Source organism: Algoriphagus sp. NBT04N3 (genome assembly GCF_019443765.1).
Taxonomy (GTDB): Bacteria; Bacteroidota; Bacteroidia; order Cytophagales; family Cyclobacteriaceae; genus Algoriphagus; species Algoriphagus ornithinivorans.
The window spans coordinates 535,502-552,910 of the sequence record NZ_CP048415.1; the positions used below are offsets into that span (position 1 = coordinate 535,502).

The window sequence follows — 17,409 nt, forward strand, 5'->3', positions numbered from 1 at the left end:
ATATGGAGCCATTAATTAAGTCTAGCGATTTATTGTACTGTAATAGTCTTACTTCCTATTCACGTAGAAAAACCATTCCTGTCAAAGTTGGGGATGTATACATAGGTGGGGACAACCCAATAGTTGTACAGTCCATGACCACGGTAGATACCATGGATACTCAAGGGTCTGTTGAGCAGTGCATACGTATGATTGAATCAGGATGCCAACTGATCAGAATCACGGCTCCCAGCATCAAAGAGGCTGAAAATCTTCGAAAGATAAAAAATGAACTCAGAAAGCGAGGTTACCAGACACCCTTAGTAGCTGATATTCATTTTACTCCCAATGCAGCCGAAATAGCAGCAAAAATCGTCGAAAAAGTACGGATCAATCCGGGCAATTATGCCGATAAGAAAAAGTTTGAGGTCATAGAATATACGGACGAAAGTTACCAGGAAGAGTTGGATAGAATCCGTGAACGCTTTTTGCCTTTGGTGAAAATCTGTAAAGAACATGGAACGGCGATGAGAATTGGAACCAATCATGGATCTCTCTCTGACAGGATCATGAGCAGATATGGAGATACTCCCTTAGGCATGGTTGAATCAGCCTTGGAATTTTTAAGAATCTGTGAAGATGAAAACTATCATGATATCGTCATATCCATGAAATCATCCAATACGCAAGTGATGGTGCAGGCATATCGTCTTCTGGTGCAAAAGTTGGAAGAAGGTGGATTTAAGCCTTATCCCTTACACCTAGGAGTAACTGAAGCTGGAGAAGCCGAAGATGGAAGAATCAAGTCAGCTGTTGGAATTGGAACCTTGCTTGAAGACGGGTTAGGTGACACAGTACGGGTTTCATTGACCGAAGATCCGGAATTTGAAGCTCCGGTGGCCAAAGCTTTGATAGATCGTTATACCAATAGATCCAGACATCAGGAGATTGATGTGATTCAAGATTATCCAATCAATCCATTCGAGTATACCAAAAGAAGTAGCGCGGAGGTTTACAACTTTGGAGATCATAATGTCCCTAGAGTAATCACAGATATTTCAAGAATAGAAAAGATTACTGAAAAGGAAATGAAGGCTGTCGGCCACTTTTATCTGCCTGAATTGGATAAGTGGAAAATGAATGATCAGGGATGTGACTTTGTCTATTCCGGTTCCAATTCCATTCCTTTTATGCTTCCTAATGGAATGAAGGAAATCCAAAATTTCGAAGTTTGGGACGAGGCTCCTGATCAGAAAAATAAGTTTCCGCTATTTACTTGGGGGAATGTCCAGAGTGCCAGCGTTTTTCATGAAGCATTGAATTTTCTCGAATTGCTGGATACAGAGGTGGAGGAAGCTATTCCATTTTTACAAAACCAAACCAATTGGGTGGTTATTTTAAAGACCAATAATGCTCATGCCATGCCGGCATTGAGAGCTGCTTTTGTAAAACTTTTGAAAGTAAACTGTACTATTCCTGTGGTAGTAAAGGTTAGCTACCCAGATCAGTCAGCAGATAAAACCATGCTTTATGCTGCCACTGATGTAGGAGGTTTGTTGGTAGATGGCTTGGGAGATGGGATTATGATTTCCTTGGAAAAGGAAACAGCTCATGAAAGATATGAAATGCTGGAGCAAATTAAGCTGCATAATTCAGTTTCTTTTGGAGTCTTACAAGCTGCCAGAACCCGAATGTCTAAGACTGAATATATTTCTTGTCCTTCTTGTGGTCGAACGCTATTTGATCTTCAGGAAACGACGGCTATGATTCGTAAGCGAACAGATCATCTCAAAGGTGTTAAAATCGGGATCATGGGCTGTATCGTAAATGGTCCTGGAGAAATGGCTGATGCAGATTATGGGTATGTAGGTTCCGGAAAAGGGAAGATTACTTTGTATAAAGGGAAAGAAGTGGTTAAGCGATCTGTTCCATCAGAAAAAGCCGTGGATGAACTTATAGAAATCATTCGTGAAGACGGGCAATGGATTGAGCCTGAAACCATCTGATTTCCTGTTAGAAAAGCAAATAAAGATACTGGCATTTGGGTAAACTTATCTCCCCATCAGCGTGTTAACAGTAAAAATCACAAGACTATGTCTGAAAAAAATAAAGTAAAAGAGTTCTTTAAGTTGGGCGAGGTGGGGAATTACTTTATCCGGGTTTTTCAAAAACCAGATCCTAATCAAAAATCAAATTTCAATCTGAGAATGATGCATGGAATTAATAAGATTTCCATCATTATCTTTCTGTTTGCCATCATTGTATGGACGATCAAGAGATTGATGTAAATGCATATATAATTTCTTTCGAAGCCTGATTTCAGTTTTGAATCAGGCTTTTTTATTGCCGATGGCGGGAATTATTCTTTTTTTGAGGTATTTTAGACTCAATCAACCCTCAATAACCTATTCAATTTCATGAAAAAACTATTTACAGTTATCCTGCTTGCATTTCTTTCAGTTCAGGTTTTCGGTCAGCAATTGCAAAATATCAAGTCTAATTATTTTGAATTGCGTATTTATACGGCTCATGAAGGGAAAATGCCCGATTTAATTAAGCGTTTTCAAAATCATACCATGAAGATTTTTGAGCGCTTAGGGATGGAAAATATAGCCTACTTTCTTCCGGTAGATGAAAGTGAAAATAAGCTTTACTACATCCTAGGCTATCCGGATGCAAAATCCAGAGATTTATTATGGCAAAAATTTTCCGCTGATGAGGAATGGCAGGCAGCCTATCAGGAATCAATCAAAGACGGGATTTTAGTAAAAGACATTCAGGAAACTTTTATGGTACTTGCGCCGGGTCTGAATGAAGGTCCTTTGCCTGCTCCAAGTGGGATATTTCAGCTGAGAATTTATCATTGTTTTGATGGAAAGATCAGCGATATCCAGTCCAGATTTAGAAATCACACCCAAGCTTTATTTGAAAAGCAAGGTTTAAAAAATTATCCTTATTTCTTGACAGTTGAGAAGGGAGGCAACCAGCCTAAACTGGTCTATCTCTTGGGACACTCAAATCAGGTGACTTATGAAAAATCATTTGCTGATTTTGTAAAAGATCCGGCATGGATTAAGGTAAAAGAAGCCTCAGAAAAGAATGGCAAAATAGTGGAAAGAGTGGATGCGGTTTTTTTAAAAACCTTGCCTTTTTCACCAATGAAATAGAAAAGAAAATCCCGAGCTGAAACTCGGGATTTTTTTATCTTTCTACCTCTCTGAGATTTTCCATTTTTTTATTTCTCAAGAATCCATTGATATCCTCAAAGTGTTCTTTCACTCTTTTATTTCCGAATTCAAATACTTTGGTTACCAAGCCATCCAAGAAGTCACGGTCGTGTGAAACAACCACCAATGTACCGTCAAATGCTTTCAATGCATCCTTGATGATGTCTTTGGTTTTCATATCCAAGTGATTGGTTGGTTCATCGAGAATCAATAGGTTGACCGGTTCCAATAATAGTTTGATCATGGCCAAGCGGGTCTTCTCCCCACCGGAAAGGACTTTTACTTTTTTGTTGATATCATCTCCTTTGAACATGAAAGCGCCTAATAAGTCCTTGATCTTAGTTCGGATTTCACCCACAGCAATCTGGTCGATTGTTTCGAAGATGGTTAGACTCTCATCTAAAAGGGAAGCTTGGTTTTGCGCAAAGTATCCAATCAGGGCATTGTGTCCCAGTTCGCATTTTCCTTCATAATCAATCTCGCCCATGATGGCTTTGATCATGGTTGATTTACCTTCTCCGTTCTTTCCAACAAAAGCTACTTTCTGTCCTTGTTCAATGGTCATGGAAGCATCCTTGAAAACCACATGATCGCCATAAGATTTGCTCATTTCATCCACGATGACTGGATATTTTCCAGATCTTGGAGAAGGAGGGAAGCGAAGCTTTAAAGCAGAAGTGTCTACTTCATCCACTTCCACGAGTTCCAGTTTTTCCAGCATTTTCACACGGGATTGAACTTGAAGGGTCTTGGAATAAGTGCCTTTGAAACGCTCGATGAATTGAGTGGTTTCTGCGATAAATTTCTGCTGCTCTTCGTAATGCTTTTGCTGCTGCTCTCTACGCTCTTTTCTCAATTCTAGGTAGTGAGAATATTTGGCCTTGTAGTCATAGATACGACCCATGGTCACTTCAATGGTTCTGGTCGTGATGTTGTCAACAAAAGCTCTATCGTGGGAGATCACCACTACAGCCTTGGCCTTAGAAATCAAAAATTCCTCTAGCCATTGAATGGATTCTATATCCAAGTGATTGGTAGGCTCATCCAATAGAATAAGGTCCGGTTTCTGTAATAGAATTTTCGCCAGTTCGATTCGCATTCTCCATCCACCGGAGAATTCAGAAGTAGACCTTTGCAAATCATCCCGTTCGAATCCTAGGCCTAAAAGTACCTTCTCTACTTCTGCTTCATAATTGACTTCTTCGATTGCGTAGAATTTTTCGCTTAATTCAGAAACCTGCTCAATCAGCTTATAATATTCTTCGGATTCATAGTCTGTTCTTACAGTCAGCTCCTCGTTAATTCTTTCGATTTCAGCCTTCATGTCCAAGTAGCTGGCAAAAGCCTTGGCAGTTTCATCCATGACAGTACAGTCATCGCTCGTCAAAAGGTGTTGGGGTAGATAAGCGACCACATACCCTTTTGGGGCTGATACAGCGCCTGAAGTAGGTTTGCTTTGACCTGCTATAATTTTAAGCAAAGTGGATTTACCTGCTCCGTTTTTTCCCATCAAGGCAATTTTATCATTCTCATTGATGGCAAAGGAGATATTACTGAAAAGCGCCGTGCCGCCATGCAGAACGGTCACATTGTCTACTGAAATCATAAGGCAAGAAATTGAAGCGGCAAAGGTAGATTTTTAAATATGAAATCAGAAGTTAGACATAAGAAAAAAACCGCCTCGAACTCAATCGAAGCGGTTTCAATTTATGGTTTATCGGTCCACCCGATAGTAACAATTTATTAAGCGTTCACGCCCAAAACCTTGGCCATAACAGCACCAATTTCAGCTGGAGATTCTGCAACGTGAATTCCGTTTTCTCTCATGATTCTCATTTTGGCTACAGCTGTATCATCTGCTCCTCCGATGATGGCACCTGCGTGTCCCATTCTTCTACCTGGAGGCGCTGTCTGTCCAGCTATAAATCCAACAACAGGTTTCTTATTTCCTGTCTCTCTGATCCACTTAGCAGCTTCTGCTTCGTAATTTCCTCCGATTTCTCCAATCATCACGATAGCATCGGTCTCAGGATCTTCCATGAGCATTTGAACGGCTTGCTTGGTAGAGGTTCCGATGATTGGGTCCCCACCGATACCGATTGCTGTAGAAACACCCAAACCTGCTTTAGCAACTTGGTCTGCAGCTTCGTAAGTCAAGGTTCCAGACTTAGAAACGATACCGATTCTGCCCTGCTTGAATACAAAACCTGGCATGATACCTACTTTCGCTTCTCCTGGTGTGATTACTCCCGGGCAGTTTGGTCCGATCAAGATAGCCCCTCTTTCTTTAATATAAGGCTTAGCCTTCATCATATCAGCTACAGGAATACCTTCCGTGATAGCGATGATGACTTTGATTCCTGCATCAGCTGCTTCCATAATTGCATCAGCTGCGAAAGCAGGTGGAACAAAAATGATAGAGGTATCTGCACCAGTCTTCTGAACAGCTTCTTCTACAGAATTAAACACTGGCTTTTCCAAATGAGTTGAGCCTCCTTTTCCTGGAGTTACGCCACCAACTACATTGGTGCCATACTCGATCATTTGCTGTGCGTGAAAAGAGCCCTCAGATCCGGTGAATCCTTGTACGATTACCTTGGAATTTTTATTGACTAGTACACTCATGCGTCGATTTTTAAAGTTTGGCACAAAAATAAGAGAAACCGACCGCTGACAAAAGAATATATCAACAATATCCACTTTATTTGACATACGGCATCTTTTTCTAATTTAGCCTTTATGAAACTTAACACCCTGAGGTTTCTGCTCTTAATCACCTTTACAGTGATCACTGTAGCTACCCAGGCACAAACATTTAAATTCAATTCTAACCCTAAAGGGGTTCAGCTGCCTGTACAAACGGTTTTGCAGGCTGAGCAGGATACTTTGGGCAGGATATGGTTTTCCACTACAAGAGGTATATTTTTCTCAGATGGTTTTCAAACCTATGAACTACCTGATAGCTTAAAATCACTTTTTGATTATCAAATCAATATCCATAAAGATGAGGATGGAATGATTTGGTTATACAATGACCGAGGCTATGGTAAATTTTTGAAAGGGGGCTATGGAAGTTGGGAAGAAGTCAGTTTCCCTGAAAAGCTGAGAGACAATGATGTGTTTTATATTTTCTTCAGCACAAGAGGGAAGGGCAAGGAAAAGGAGTATGTGCTAGACACTAATTATGAGTTGATCTTTTGGAGGGAAGGAGAACAACCTCATATTTTCTTTAAGAAATATAAGGATTGGGGAAAATTGGGTCACTTGGGAGGCAGTAGGGACTATCCGATATTTTTTCTTTCAAACTCCACCCTAAGGTTTATCAATGGTAAATTTGAAGAATACAACTGGGAAAACTCAATCTTACCCTCACCTCCTGTGATGGTGAAAAAGTCTCCTGAAACAGGAGAATTTTATTTTTTAGGAAGTAATTATTTGGCAAAAGGAGACTCGGAACTTAATGCTTCTGAAATCATTGATTCTAACCTTAAAAAAGATTTTACATTCCTAAGGGATTATTTCGATTTACAGTTTTCCAAAGGGAGCGTTTTCTATTTCTTTAATTCAAACCTGAGAAAACTAAGCTATGGAACCCAGCGATTTTTAGATATTAATATAGAGCCCCTTTTCAGAGTATTTTATATTCATGATTTTTTGATTGACAGGGAAGGAGTCTTGTGGATAGTAACGAGTAGAGGATTGGTTAATCTCAATAGTTTAGCCTTTCAAACTTACAATGCGCAGGTTTCAGGCTTGTTGAGTGATGAAGTAACTGCCATTTCTAATATTCCCGGAGAGGATTCTTATCTGATTGGATTTAATAACGGGATTCAAAAAGTTTCTAGAAGTGGTATCCAAAATATCTATGTGGACTCCAATTCCGGAGTGATTCCTAATAGTAGAATCGTGAATTTTTCTATTCAAGATGAGAATACAATTTGGTTTTCGGCCAATATTCGGGGAGTAGGAAAATATAATGTGAAGACGGGAAACGTACAGATTTTTCCGCATCCCGAAAAAGAGGGAGTTTCTTCGATATATGCATTTGGTGATTCCTTGATGATCACCACTCCAAAGTCTGTGTATTTAGCTTCCACGAAAGGTAATTTTCAGAATTTGTATTCAAATTCTCTGAAGTCACAGCTGGAAGAAATCATGAATGGCTTCTACCACCTTCGAAAAGCTGGAAAACTATCAGACGGAAGAAAAATAATAATCAGAGCAAGCAGGCTCGTGAATGAGAGAAGAATCATACAGGAAAATGGACTTTTGATTGCCGAGGGATATGATTATCTGGAAACAGAAAATGGGATTTTGTTGGGCACAGAGACTGGTCTGAAAATCATAAAAAATGATACAATCCTTCCTTTTGAAGTGAATGGCAACACTGTTAACCGAGCGGTTTTTTCAATTCTGAAAGACTCAAAAGGAGTGATCTGGGTAGGAACCGATGATGGAATTTTTAAAATAGATCAATTTCAAATCAAGCATTTGAACAGTCAAAATGGATTGGCTGATAATGAGACCAACCGGGGGGCGTTGATAGAGGGGAACCGAGGTTTGATTCTAATTGGAACTTTAGACGGATTTTCCATTTTTAAGCCTGATGAGCAGTTTTTTGCTCAGGGGGAACCCAAATTACATTTGAATTCCATTTTCTTGGGTGGAAATCAGATTGAAGAAGGTGCTGAGTTGAAGGTGCCGTATGAGAAAAATACCCTTGAAATTAATTATTCAGCTATTGGATTCAATGAGGAGGATGAATTATGGGTTCACTACAGGGTAATTGGCTTGAATGAAAATTGGGAGGTCCTAAAAAACCCAAAGTCTTCCAGAATATTTTTACCCAATCTTCCTGCGGGAGAATATCAGGTAGAAATTAAGGCTTCCTATGAAGGGACCAATTTCTCTGATGCTATCACTACACCAGTTTTCACGGTTTTAAGGCCCTTTTATCTGAGAGCCTGGTTTTTGGTACTGCTAGCCTTATTTCTGGTGGGAGTTGGATTTTTTATCAATTCATTTTACGATCAATTGAGAAAATTGGGGGTTTTGGAGAGTGTATTGTCTAAAAAAGATAAAGAAAAAGTGCATGCAGAAGAGCAATTCAAGAATGTATGGGATAGCTCCAAAGATGCCTTGTTATTGAGTGTTGATGGAAAAAAAATAGTTGCTGCAAATCCTTCCTTCGCATTTTTAGTTAAAAAAGCTCCTGAAAATTTAGAGGGAGAAAATCTTCAAGAAATTATTCAAGACACTAAGTTTTTTAAGTCTTTCTATAAAACATTGGATCAATTGGATACAATTGGTTTGACCTTCTTGCAGGAGGTGAAGTGGAGTAATCAAAGTCTGGAAATGGAGGTCTATACCAAAGTGATCAACTCTGAGATTCAGGATGGGCGATTGATTTTGACGGTCTTCAGAGATGTAACAATCGAAAGACAGATTGAAAAAAAGCTGACCGAGGCAAAAGAAAAAGCGGAAGAAGCCAATAGATTTAAGACGAGTTTATTGTCCAATGTGAGTCATGAAATCAGAACCCCACTAAATGTGATTTTGGGAGGTACAGAGCATATCATGATGCAATACTCCAAAGACCCTAAATTACTTTCGGAGTTGGATTTGATTCTTCAGAGCGGGGAAAGGTTGCTCACTACTATTTCCTCGATTTTGGATATGGCGAAGATAGAGGCAAATAAAATGCAGGTATCATATTCTTTCTTTGACGTTAAAGCTTTTATATCTGCGATCATGAAACCCTATTTTTCTCATGCGGAACGAAAAGGACTTCAATTAGAACTTGAATTTCTAAAAGATAGAATAGAAGGAAGTTCGGATAAACGTTTTCTGGAAATGATTATCAATAACCTGATAGGAAATGCCATGAAATACACCGAATCAGGTGTGGTAAAAATGACTGTAGACCATGTTGGTGATCTTCTGAAAATAGAGATTTTGGATAATGGAGTTGGTATGGAGGAAGATTTCCTACAAAAGGTTTTTGACCCCTTTGAACAAGAGAGTAGTGGGAATCAGCGAAAGTTTGAGGGAACAGGTTTGGGCATGACCATTACCAAAAATCTTTTGGAATTATTGAAAGGAAGTATTCACTTAGAGAGCGCTAAAAATAAAGGGACGAGAGTAATAGTTGAAATTCCATTGTCAGAATCATAATTTTTGTATTTTTCCTAATCTAATCTTAACCGGGATCCAAAGTTTAAATGTTTAGCCTTAAAATTCTCATCGTTGAAGATGACTCAGTCTCAGCTCTTTTGTTGCAAAGGGCTTTGGAGAAAAATAATCACGAAATTATTGGTATAGCAGATACAGGTGAAAAAGCTTTGGACCTGCTCGATGAAAGTCATGCAGATATTGTGATGATGGACATCAATCTTGCAGGTGAACTCGATGGAATCACTACCACAGAGATTATCAATGAAAAATTTGATATACCGGTCGTATACCTCAGCGCCAGTTCAGATGCTGAAACCCTCAATAAAGTTGTGGGTACAAATCCTAGTGCTTATGTGATCAAGCCCTTCAATATCCGTGAACTGAACATGGTAATTGAATTGGCAATTTTTAAAGATCGCAAGGAAAAAGAATTACAAAAGCTGAATAATGAGCTCGAGGAGAAAGTAAGGATGCGGACGGCTGAGCTTTATGAAGCAAATAAAGAGTTGACTAAAGCCCTCGAGAAGGAAAGAGAAATCAATGAATTGAAATCCAGGATTGTCTTAAACGTATCTCATGGGTTTAAAACGCCACTGACTTCTATTTTGAGCTCTGCTCAGCTGCTACAGATGTATGCTGAAAAAGATCATCCGTTCAAGCAAAAAATCGCAAAGCATGCGATGAAAATTGAAAATTCCGTTCGTGCCTTGAACAATCTGCTCACCAGTGTGCTATTCTTTGGAAAGGCTGATGCGAACAAAATGGAGTTCAAGCCGAAAAAGATGTTTCTGGGAGCTTTTGTCAAGGAGTTGCTGGATACAGTTAAAGCCGGTATTGAGAATGATGTGACCATTAAAACAGAATTGGGTGACCTGCCTAAAACCATTGTTTCAGATAGTGAAATTCTATACCAAACCTTTGAGAATTTACTTTCCAATGCTGTCAAATACTCCAAAGATGGAAGCGAAGTTCTATTTAAGCTGGACTATAAAAATGGGCATCTTTATGGGACGGTGGTAGATAATGGAATTGGAATTCCAAAATCCGAACAAAGCCAGCTGTTTGATCGTTTTTTCCGAGCAAAGAACGTGGGCATAGTGGAGGGCTCAGGTCTGGGTCTTTCTATTGTCAAAAAATGTATAGAAGTCATGGGTGGAGAAATAGATTTTTCTAGCGAGGTGAATAAAGGAACTACCTTTGAAGTGAAAATCCCTGTAAAGTAAGATGTTGATTTCAACCGAAAACATTCAATATTCCCATCCTGGTCAAGCTCCTCTTTCTTTTCCTGACATTCATTTAAAATCAAATGAAGCTCTCCTGGTTCTTGGTAAATCAGGAAGTGGAAAAACAACTTTACTAAATATTTTGGGTGGTTTGCTAAAGCCTCACAGCGGAAGTGTAAGCATTGATGGCGTGGCTCTGAGCTCCCTAGAAGGCTCAAATCTAGATCTTTTTAGAGGTAAAAATATCGGTATTGTATTTCAAAAACCTCACTTGTTAGCTCCCTTGACAGTGGAGGAAAATCTTCAAATGGCTCATTATTTTTCAAAGAAAAAGGGTCAGGAAATCAATCGCTTATTGGATGAGTTGGGCATTGGAGAAAAATCCAAGTCTAGAGTTCAAAACCTGAGCGAGGGAGAAGCACAAAGAGTTTCCATTGCAAGAGCATTGGTGAATTCTCCCAAGTTGATTTTGGCAGATGAACCTACCTCAAGCTTGGATGATGAGAACACTTTTAAAGTTTTGAACCTTTTGCAAACTCAAGCAAAAAAAATAGGAGCAGCTTTAATTATAGTGACTCACGATCAACGGGTTAAAGATCATATTCCTCAATTTATTGAAGTCAAAGGCGCATGAATTTATTTCGATTAAGTTGGAAGTATTTGACATTCAGGCCTCTTTCCACTGGATTGAATGTGATTTTATTGGCATTGGGCCTTGCAATTATTACTGTTTTACTGCTCGTTCAGGACCAGTTTGAAAATAAAATGACCAAGGATGCAGAAGGCATAGACCTAGTGGTCGGTGCTAAAGGCAGTCCACTTCAGCTCATTTTATCTGGGGTTTATCATATAGATTTTCCGACAGGGAATATTCCTTTGGAAGAAGCTAAAAAGCTATCAAGAAGTCGCTTGATTAAAAATATCATCCCCCTTGCCCTTGGAGACAATTATAAAGGCTATCGAATAGTAGGAACCAATCATGATTATCTCGGTCTTTTTGAAGCTCAGTTTGATCAGGGAAAAGTTTGGGAACAGCCGTATGAGGTGGTAGTAGGTGCTACTGTTGCCTTAAGGGAGGGTCTCAAAGTTGGGGATACATTTGAGAGCAGCCATGGGATCAGCGTTGGTAGTCATGATCATGAGCATGACTATCAAGTTACAGGGATTCTTGCTCCCAGTGGAAATGTCATCGATAGATTGGTTTTGACCTCCATAGAAACGGCCTGGTATACCCATGAAGAAGAGACTGAGTCAGAAGATGAAAACGATCATGCCCAGCTTCATCAAGAAGTTTCGAAAACCGGCTTTCCTGAAGGGGATGAAGCAAAGGAGGTCACTTCTCTCTTGATTCAATACAGAAGCCCAATGGCAGCTGTTCAATTGCCTAGAATGATCAATTCAGGTACTTCTATGCAAGCCGCTTCTCCTACTTTTGAAATGGCTAGGTTATTTGAGTTGCTGGGTATAGGTGTAAGTTTACTTCAAGGCTTGGCTTTTGTCTTAATTGGTATTTCGGGTTTAGGAATTTTCATAGCGCTTTATAATTCCTTGAAAGAAAGAAAATACGACTTGGCCATACTAAGAGCCATCGGAGCCTCCAGAGGGCAATTGGTATTTTTGATTTTCTTGGAAGGAATCATGCTTACCAGTATTGGAGCTTTAGTTGGGATTCTTTTAGGCCATAGCTTTTTAGCCGTAATTATTTCACAGAATGAACAGGGAGTTGCTGCCTCGCTTGATGCTTGGATTTTCTTGAAAGGAGAACTTTGGATACTGGTTTATGCGTTAGGGGTAGGTATTCTGGCCTCTCTTATTCCTGCGTGGTCAGCTTATCAAACAAGTATTGCAAAACAATTGGCAAAGTCATAACTAGCAGCAGAATTAATTAAACCCATGAAATATTTCAAAACCACCCTATTGACAGGATTGCTTTCTTTAGGTTTCGCAGCTTTCACTTACGCGCAAAGCCCAAATGTATGGAAGAGCCTTTCGGAAGTTACCTATAAAATCAGTGAAGACAACTTTGGGGAGCTTTACGTTCCAGTATTCTCTGATAAAGTGAAGCAGCTGGAAGGAAAAGTAGTGGAGGCGGATGGTTACATTATTCCTTTCGAGGGAATGTTCAAACCAGAGCATATTATTTTATCCAGTTTACCACTTGCTGAATGCTTTTTTTGTGGTTCTGGTGGACCGGAAACGGTCATGGAGGTAATGCTGAAAACACCTATCAAATACACCTCAAAAAGAGTGAAGGTAAGAGGTAAGTTGACTCTCAATTCCAAGGATCCTGAGAAGTTGATGTATATTTTGAAGGATGCTACCTTGGTAGATTAGAAAAAGAAGGAGCCCCGAAAATTTCAGGGCTTTTGTATTAATAGCAGAGTTCTTTCTCCAATTCTTTAAATTTTTCCAGCAAACTCACGGAAATCGGTCCGGGTTTACCATTCCCTATAGTTCTATCATCAATTTGTGTTACCGGTAATAGAACTTTGGTGGTACTACAGATAAAAGCCTCATCTGCGTCCCATACTTCCTGCAAACTGATAGGTCGTATGGTGACCTGACCTGCTATTTTGATTAAATTTTTCCGGGTAATTCCAAGAAGAATATGCTCACTTGGAGTGATTAGCTCACCATCCTTCACAATAAAGAAATTGCTTCTGGAGCTTTCACTGATAAACCCATTCATGTGATATAATACATCCTCGGCACCTTGCTTTTTCCACTGAGCCGAATGCCACACTGCAAGTGCATAGTTGGTGGTTTTAATATCAGCTATTGGACGGACATATTCTAAGGTCAAAAGCTTAACTCCCTTTTCATATTTCTCTTCAGATGGGAAAATTAAGGACTCTGCAAAAATGAATAGTTTGCCATCAGCAGGAGAAAAGTGGTTGTCCGAAATTCCACCGCTCAAAACCATTCTCAATCCGCCCTGCTCCAAATCATTCTTTTCGATTAATTGCCCGATAATTTGACGGAGTTCTTCTCTTGAATAATCTAAAGGAAGAAAGGTCTTTTCTGCAGAAGCAGTAAACCTATCCAAGTAATCCTCCAAAAACAGACCTTGATGATTGACTGTTCTGAAGAAATCAAAAATTCCATATCCCCTGATTAATCCCAAGTCCATTGGATGGATACTTGCAGTTTGAGTATCTATGATTTTTCCGTCAGCGAAGCAAAATGGTTTCATATTTTTTCATTAAGCTCTAAAATTAAGCAACCTATTTTAATATTTTTGCTCTTTGATAATTTCATTTTAATAAGATTAAAAAAAGAAAAAATAGTAACTTTACTCAAATTTTAATCAACTCCATGAACAGATTTATTCCTTTTTTGATTATTGTTATCTTTTTTGTTTCCTGTGGTTCAAGCTTAGAGGAGGAAAACTCAGAAATGAGAGCTAAAGTGATTGCCGTTCACGATGAAGTCATGCCTATGATGGGTAAGCTGAAGTCCCTCGAAAAGCGGGCTATCAGCGAGGCTTCTGAATTAGAAGCTGAAAGTTCCTCGGATTCTCTAAAAATTCAGGAATTAAAAGCCTTGGCTTATGACCTTGAGCAAGCCTATGAAGCCATGTTTGTTTGGATGAGGCAATATGATAATGAGAACGGTGAACGAAGCCCAGAAGAGGTGAAAGCTTATTTGGAAGAACAAATGGAAAAAGTGAAAGTGGTGAATGAAAAAATTACCACTGCTCTGAACAAAGCTGAGAAAACACTTAAAGACTAAAGGTTTTCAGGCTTTTCAGAAAGAAATTTCTCCACATCTTTTGAGCTGATTACTCCTTCCTTATTTCCCCAGATATTGTATAAATAAGTACTGATTTGGGAGATCTCTAAAGCTGTGAGCTGGGGATTAGCAGGCATTGCTTGATTATACGCTTCTCCATTGACAATGATTTCCCCCTTTTGACCATTTTTCATAATCCAGACACTTCTATGAATACTTTCTTTGAAGTAATCTGATTCATTCAAAGGAGGAATAAGTTTCCCCAGCCCTTTACCATCCTTCTGATGACAATTTGCACAGTAATTTTCATAAAGTGCTTTCCCATTTACGGCATATTTCATCACATCTGGATTAGAAATTTGAGCCAGTGTGTTATCCTTATCGGATGATTTGGGAGAGCAGGCAAAAGTGGCTAAAAAAAGAAAACCTAATAGAAACCTTTTCATGACCCCAGCAATTTTGGAATATCCTTGATCAGGTTATCCACCTGGTCCGATTTGGTACCGTCATAGACGCCTCTGATATGGCCTTCCTGATCTATCAATACAAAAGCTCCACTATGTAGAAAGCCTCCCGGTTCATTCTGATCTTCCATTGCAGTTGTCAGATAACTTGTCTGGCCGATTTCATAGATTTTTTGAGGTTCTCCCGTAAGGAAATTCCAAGTTTTTGCATTCTCAATCCCTAGTTTTTCCGCATAATCTTTCAGAACCTGCTGAGTATCATAAGTAGGATCAATAGAGTGACTCAAAATCTTAAAATTAGGATTGTCTCCAAATGCCTCGTGAACGCGGAGCATCTCTTTTTTCATGATGGGGCAAATAGTAGGGCAGCTAGTGAAGAAAAAATCTGCTACATAGACCTTGCCTTTGACATCTTGATTGGAAATTGTATCCCCTTCCTGATTTATAAAAGCAAACTCAGCAATTTGATGGTAAACAGTATCTCCAGCATCATCGACATGCCAATTTCCCAATTTCGGTAATACTTCCTGTGAACTTTCTTCACTGGCAGGTTTACACTGCCAAAATATCCAGACGCTAACTAAAGCCAGTATTCCAATTCCTTTAATCTTCATGGGTGATTAAGATTTTGATCTATATTTTTTATAAAGCCTGATTCCCAACATGAGCAGAATCCCAAGACCTATTAGCCCTGCAATTCCCCAAACCATACTGAGGGTATTTTTTAATACTATCAGGAATACTATTGCAAAAAGCAACAGGGTAGAGGCTTCATTCCAAAGTCTTAACTGAGTAGAGCTCCATCGGGTTCGTCCTGCTTGAATTTCTTTGAAAAGTTTATGGCACCCCAAATGATAAGCGTAGAGCAAAACCACAAAACCCAATTTGGCATGCATGAATCCAAGTTCAAGGTAGCCCATTCTGTAAGTTAAAACCCAAGTGCCAAAAATCAGGGTTAAAATGGCAGAAGGCCAAGTGATAATGTACCACAGCCTGGAAGCCATTAAATCCAATTGAGGTTTTAAGATTTCCCGTTCTGCTTCAGGGCGATCCATGGCTTCTGTCTGGTAGATAAAAAGCCGAACGATATAAAAAAGTCCTGCAAACCAGGTGACTACAAAAATGATGTGAAGTGCTTTGATATATTCGAAACCCATTGTCAGAATTTTCGGCTAAATTAAGGCCTAATCCTTTTAACCCCTAAAGTTTTTGAAAAGTACTCGAATTCTATACCTTTTGTTAAGTCTGTCTGTTTTGGCTTTGGTAGTATATATTTTAAAAGAAAGCTTCACTCAGCCCGGATTGGATCGATTTGAGGGGAAATACGAAGAACTTGGCTTTTATAGAAATGAAAATAATACTGGCCCGGTGCTGAGAATTTATGCGATAAAAGTTTTAAACGAGGAAGGCGACTGGATGAGAGAGTTCGCCGAAATGCAGCCACATACCAAATATGGAAAAACACTGGTTTACTTTTTCTCCCCGGAAGCTCCCTCAAAAATTGAACTTACTCCTAAGTATCCCTATTTTCAAGCAAATTTAGAACCTTTGGTTTTAGCCAGCTTTGAAAAAAGTCCCATGGGCCAAAGTAAATTCCAAGAAGGTTTTTCACAATGAGAAAAAGAAAGTCCTTAACTGAGTTTAAAAAAGGTGTTTTAGCTGGTGATAGAGTAGTTCTCTCCCAAGCAATCACTCTCGTGGAAAGCAATTTGGAAACTGATTCCAAACTTGCAGGAGATTTGGTTCAAGAGCTATTACCCTACGCTGGTAATTCTATTCGGGTGGGAATTACAGGTGTCCCGGGTGTAGGGAAGAGCACGTTCATTGAGTCATTTGGAAAAATGCTCGTTGATAAAGGAAAAAAGGTGGCAGTACTTGCCGTGGATCCAAGTAGCCAAAAAACCAAAGGAAGCATTCTTGGAGATAAAACCAGGATGGAAAAACTAGCTTCAGATAAAAGAGCTTTCATCAGGCCTAGTCCATCAGGGAGTACTTTAGGCGGGGTAAGTTCCAAAACCCGTGAAGCCATGCTGATATGTGAAGCGGCGGGCTTTGATGTGATTTTGGTCGAAACTGTTGGAGTAGGACAATCAGAAATTGCCGTGAAAGGCATGGTTGACTTCTTTCTCCTTTTGATGCTTTCAGGAGCAGGAGATGAGCTCCAAGGGATTAAAAAAGGGATCATGGAAATGGCTGATGGGATGCTAATCAATAAAGCAGACGGAGATAACCTGCAACCTGCGAAAAAGGCTAAAGCTACCTATCAAAACGCTTTACACTTATTTCCATTGGGAGAGAATAATTGGTCTCCTAAGGTTCTGATAGGTTCCTCTATTTCTGGTATGGGTTTGCCAGAATGTTGGCAAATGATTGAAGATTTTCAGAGTAAAATGTTGGGTAATGGATTTTGGGAGAAAAATCGGGCCGAGCAAAGACTCAAATGGCTGGATGATAGTATTCAGGCATTGCTGGGCCGAGCATTTTACATGCATACTGCTATTCAGAAAAAATTGAACGAAGGAAAAAAACAGGTATTGGAAGGTGAGCTAAACCCAATGAATCTTGCTAGAGAATTAACCTCTCATTTTTTGAAAAAATAAAGCCCCGAAT

The 17,409-nt window shown here is 39.4% G+C and carries 17 protein-coding genes; 11 read left to right on the forward strand and 6 right to left on the reverse strand.

Annotated elements, in window-relative coordinates; all coding sequences use genetic code 11:
• Positions 1–2: 2 nt before the first annotated feature.
• From ispG to GYM62_RS02395, 3 genes are all read left to right on the forward strand, one after another.
• The gene (ispG, locus tag GYM62_RS02385; RefSeq protein ID WP_219958152.1) at positions 3–1,985 is read left to right on the forward strand and encodes a (E)-4-hydroxy-3-methylbut-2-enyl-diphosphate synthase; all 1,983 of its coding nucleotides are present in this window, start codon (positions 3–5) and stop codon (positions 1,983–1,985) included.
• Positions 1,986–2,072: 87 nt separating this feature from the next.
• On the forward strand, positions 2,073–2,267 hold the full coding sequence (locus GYM62_RS02390; RefSeq protein WP_091655060.1) for a DUF6728 family protein: 195 nt from the start codon (positions 2,073–2,075) through the stop codon (positions 2,265–2,267).
• 129 nt (positions 2,268–2,396) lie between these two features.
• Positions 2,397–3,146 carry an NIPSNAP family protein gene (locus tag GYM62_RS02395; protein ID WP_219958153.1) on the forward strand — a complete coding sequence of 250 codons (750 nt, stop codon included), beginning with the start codon at positions 2,397–2,399 and terminating at the stop codon, positions 3,144–3,146.
• A 34-nt stretch (positions 3,147–3,180) separates the two neighbouring features.
• Here the strand turns inward: GYM62_RS02395 and GYM62_RS02400 are convergent, their stop codons facing one another.
• Together GYM62_RS02400 and sucD are read right to left on the reverse strand one after the other, a co-directional pair.
• A complete protein-coding gene (locus GYM62_RS02400; protein ID WP_219958154.1) occupies positions 3,181–4,812 on the reverse strand; it encodes an ABC-F family ATP-binding cassette domain-containing protein in 1,632 nt (543 codons plus the stop codon).
• A 137-nt stretch (positions 4,813–4,949) separates the two neighbouring features.
• Entirely contained in the window at positions 4,950–5,831 is an 882-nt protein-coding gene (gene sucD / locus GYM62_RS02405) for a succinate--CoA ligase subunit alpha (RefSeq protein ID WP_091655066.1), read from the reverse strand.
• A 114-nt stretch (positions 5,832–5,945) separates the two neighbouring features.
• Here sucD and GYM62_RS02410 point away from each other — a divergent pair, with 114 nt between their 5' ends.
• The 5 genes from GYM62_RS02410 to GYM62_RS02430 are packed head-to-tail and all read left to right on the forward strand — an operon-like array spanning position 5,946 to position 12,937.
• On the forward strand, positions 5,946–9,380 hold the full coding sequence (locus GYM62_RS02410; protein ID WP_219958155.1) for an ATP-binding protein: 3,435 nt from the start codon (positions 5,946–5,948) through the stop codon (positions 9,378–9,380).
• A 47-nt stretch (positions 9,381–9,427) separates the two neighbouring features.
• Positions 9,428–10,603, forward strand: a complete 1,176-nt coding sequence (locus GYM62_RS02415; RefSeq protein ID WP_219958156.1) for an ATP-binding protein — start codon at positions 9,428–9,430, stop codon at positions 10,601–10,603.
• Position 10,604: 1 nt separating this feature from the next.
• A complete protein-coding gene (locus GYM62_RS02420; protein ID WP_219958157.1) occupies positions 10,605–11,237 on the forward strand; it encodes an ABC transporter ATP-binding protein in 633 nt (210 codons plus the stop codon).
• Complete coding sequence (locus tag GYM62_RS02425) at positions 11,234–12,472, forward strand: FtsX-like permease family protein (RefSeq protein WP_219958158.1); 1,239 nt, start codon at positions 11,234–11,236, stop codon at positions 12,470–12,472. Before GYM62_RS02420 ends, GYM62_RS02425 begins: the two co-directional genes overlap by 4 nt.
• A 24-nt stretch (positions 12,473–12,496) precedes the next feature.
• Positions 12,497–12,937 carry a hypothetical protein gene (locus GYM62_RS02430; RefSeq protein WP_091655071.1) on the forward strand — a complete coding sequence of 147 codons (441 nt, stop codon included), beginning with the start codon at positions 12,497–12,499 and terminating at the stop codon, positions 12,935–12,937.
• A 37-nt stretch (positions 12,938–12,974) separates the two neighbouring features.
• On the opposite strand, the gene GYM62_RS02435 is transcribed toward GYM62_RS02430, so the two are convergent.
• Positions 12,975–13,796 (reverse strand): aminotransferase class IV, encoded by an 822-nt coding sequence (locus GYM62_RS02435; RefSeq protein WP_219958159.1) that lies wholly within the window; start codon positions 13,794–13,796, stop codon positions 12,975–12,977.
• Positions 13,797–13,918: 122 nt separating this feature from the next.
• Here GYM62_RS02435 and GYM62_RS02440 point away from each other — a divergent pair, with 122 nt between their 5' ends.
• Positions 13,919–14,335 carry a hypothetical protein gene (locus GYM62_RS02440; protein ID WP_219958160.1) on the forward strand — a complete coding sequence of 139 codons (417 nt, stop codon included), beginning with the start codon at positions 13,919–13,921 and terminating at the stop codon, positions 14,333–14,335.
• Here the strand turns inward: GYM62_RS02440 and GYM62_RS02445 are convergent.
• From GYM62_RS02445 to GYM62_RS02455, 3 genes are read right to left on the reverse strand one after another with little or no spacing between them, the layout of a single operon-like run.
• On the reverse strand, positions 14,332–14,781 hold the full coding sequence (locus GYM62_RS02445) for a cytochrome c (RefSeq protein WP_219958161.1): 450 nt from the start codon (positions 14,779–14,781) through the stop codon (positions 14,332–14,334). The genes GYM62_RS02440 and GYM62_RS02445 overlap by 4 nt on opposite strands.
• On the reverse strand, positions 14,778–15,413 hold the full coding sequence (locus GYM62_RS02450; RefSeq protein ID WP_219958162.1) for an SCO family protein: 636 nt from the start codon (positions 15,411–15,413) through the stop codon (positions 14,778–14,780). Before GYM62_RS02450 ends, GYM62_RS02445 begins: the two co-directional genes overlap by 4 nt.
• 6 nt (positions 15,414–15,419) lie before the next feature.
• Positions 15,420–15,956 carry a CopD family protein gene (locus GYM62_RS02455; protein WP_219958163.1) on the reverse strand — a complete coding sequence of 179 codons (537 nt, stop codon included), beginning with the start codon at positions 15,954–15,956 and terminating at the stop codon, positions 15,420–15,422.
• A gap of 52 nt (positions 15,957–16,008) precedes the next feature.
• Here GYM62_RS02455 and GYM62_RS02460 point away from each other — a divergent pair, with 52 nt between their 5' ends.
• Together GYM62_RS02460 and meaB are read left to right on the forward strand one after the other, a co-directional pair.
• Complete coding sequence (locus GYM62_RS02460) at positions 16,009–16,416, forward strand: hypothetical protein (protein ID WP_219958164.1); 408 nt, start codon at positions 16,009–16,011, stop codon at positions 16,414–16,416.
• Complete coding sequence (gene meaB / locus GYM62_RS02465) at positions 16,413–17,399, forward strand: methylmalonyl Co-A mutase-associated GTPase MeaB (protein ID WP_219958165.1); 987 nt, start codon at positions 16,413–16,415, stop codon at positions 17,397–17,399. The genes GYM62_RS02460 and meaB overlap by 4 nt, the downstream gene beginning before the upstream one ends.
• Positions 17,400–17,409: the final 10 nt, after the last annotated feature.

What these genes read in the sequence shown, in the direction of transcription:
- GYM62_RS02395 (WP_219958153.1), top strand. Translation starts at nt 2,397, where the DNA reads ATGAAAAAACTATTTACAGTTATCCTGCTTGCATTTCTTTCAGTTCAG.
- GYM62_RS02400 (WP_219958154.1), bottom strand. Translation starts at nt 4,812, where the DNA reads ATGATTTCAGTAGACAATGTGACCGTTCTGCATGGCGGCACGGCGCTT.
- GYM62_RS02390 (WP_091655060.1), top strand. Translation starts at nt 2,073, where the DNA reads ATGTCTGAAAAAAATAAAGTAAAAGAGTTCTTTAAGTTGGGCGAGGTG.
- GYM62_RS02435 (WP_219958159.1), bottom strand. Translation starts at nt 13,796, where the DNA reads ATGAAACCATTTTGCTTCGCTGACGGAAAAATCATAGATACTCAAACT.
- GYM62_RS02455 (WP_219958163.1), bottom strand. Translation starts at nt 15,956, where the DNA reads ATGGGTTTCGAATATATCAAAGCACTTCACATCATTTTTGTAGTCACC.
- sucD (WP_091655066.1), bottom strand. Translation starts at nt 5,831, where the DNA reads ATGAGTGTACTAGTCAATAAAAATTCCAAGGTAATCGTACAAGGATTC.
- GYM62_RS02425 (WP_219958158.1), top strand. Translation starts at nt 11,234, where the DNA reads ATGAATTTATTTCGATTAAGTTGGAAGTATTTGACATTCAGGCCTCTT.
- GYM62_RS02410 (WP_219958155.1), top strand. Translation starts at nt 5,946, where the DNA reads ATGAAACTTAACACCCTGAGGTTTCTGCTCTTAATCACCTTTACAGTG.
- GYM62_RS02420 (WP_219958157.1), top strand. Translation starts at nt 10,605, where the DNA reads ATGTTGATTTCAACCGAAAACATTCAATATTCCCATCCTGGTCAAGCT.
- GYM62_RS02415 (WP_219958156.1), top strand. Translation starts at nt 9,428, where the DNA reads ATGTTTAGCCTTAAAATTCTCATCGTTGAAGATGACTCAGTCTCAGCT.
- GYM62_RS02445 (WP_219958161.1), bottom strand. Translation starts at nt 14,781, where the DNA reads ATGAAAAGGTTTCTATTAGGTTTTCTTTTTTTAGCCACTTTTGCCTGC.
- GYM62_RS02450 (WP_219958162.1), bottom strand. Translation starts at nt 15,413, where the DNA reads ATGAAGATTAAAGGAATTGGAATACTGGCTTTAGTTAGCGTCTGGATA.
- GYM62_RS02430 (WP_091655071.1), top strand. Translation starts at nt 12,497, where the DNA reads ATGAAATATTTCAAAACCACCCTATTGACAGGATTGCTTTCTTTAGGT.
- meaB (WP_219958165.1), top strand. Translation starts at nt 16,413, where the DNA reads ATGAGAAAAAGAAAGTCCTTAACTGAGTTTAAAAAAGGTGTTTTAGCT.
- ispG (WP_219958152.1), top strand. Translation starts at nt 3, where the DNA reads ATGGAGCCATTAATTAAGTCTAGCGATTTATTGTACTGTAATAGTCTT.
- GYM62_RS02440 (WP_219958160.1), top strand. Translation starts at nt 13,919, where the DNA reads ATGAACAGATTTATTCCTTTTTTGATTATTGTTATCTTTTTTGTTTCC.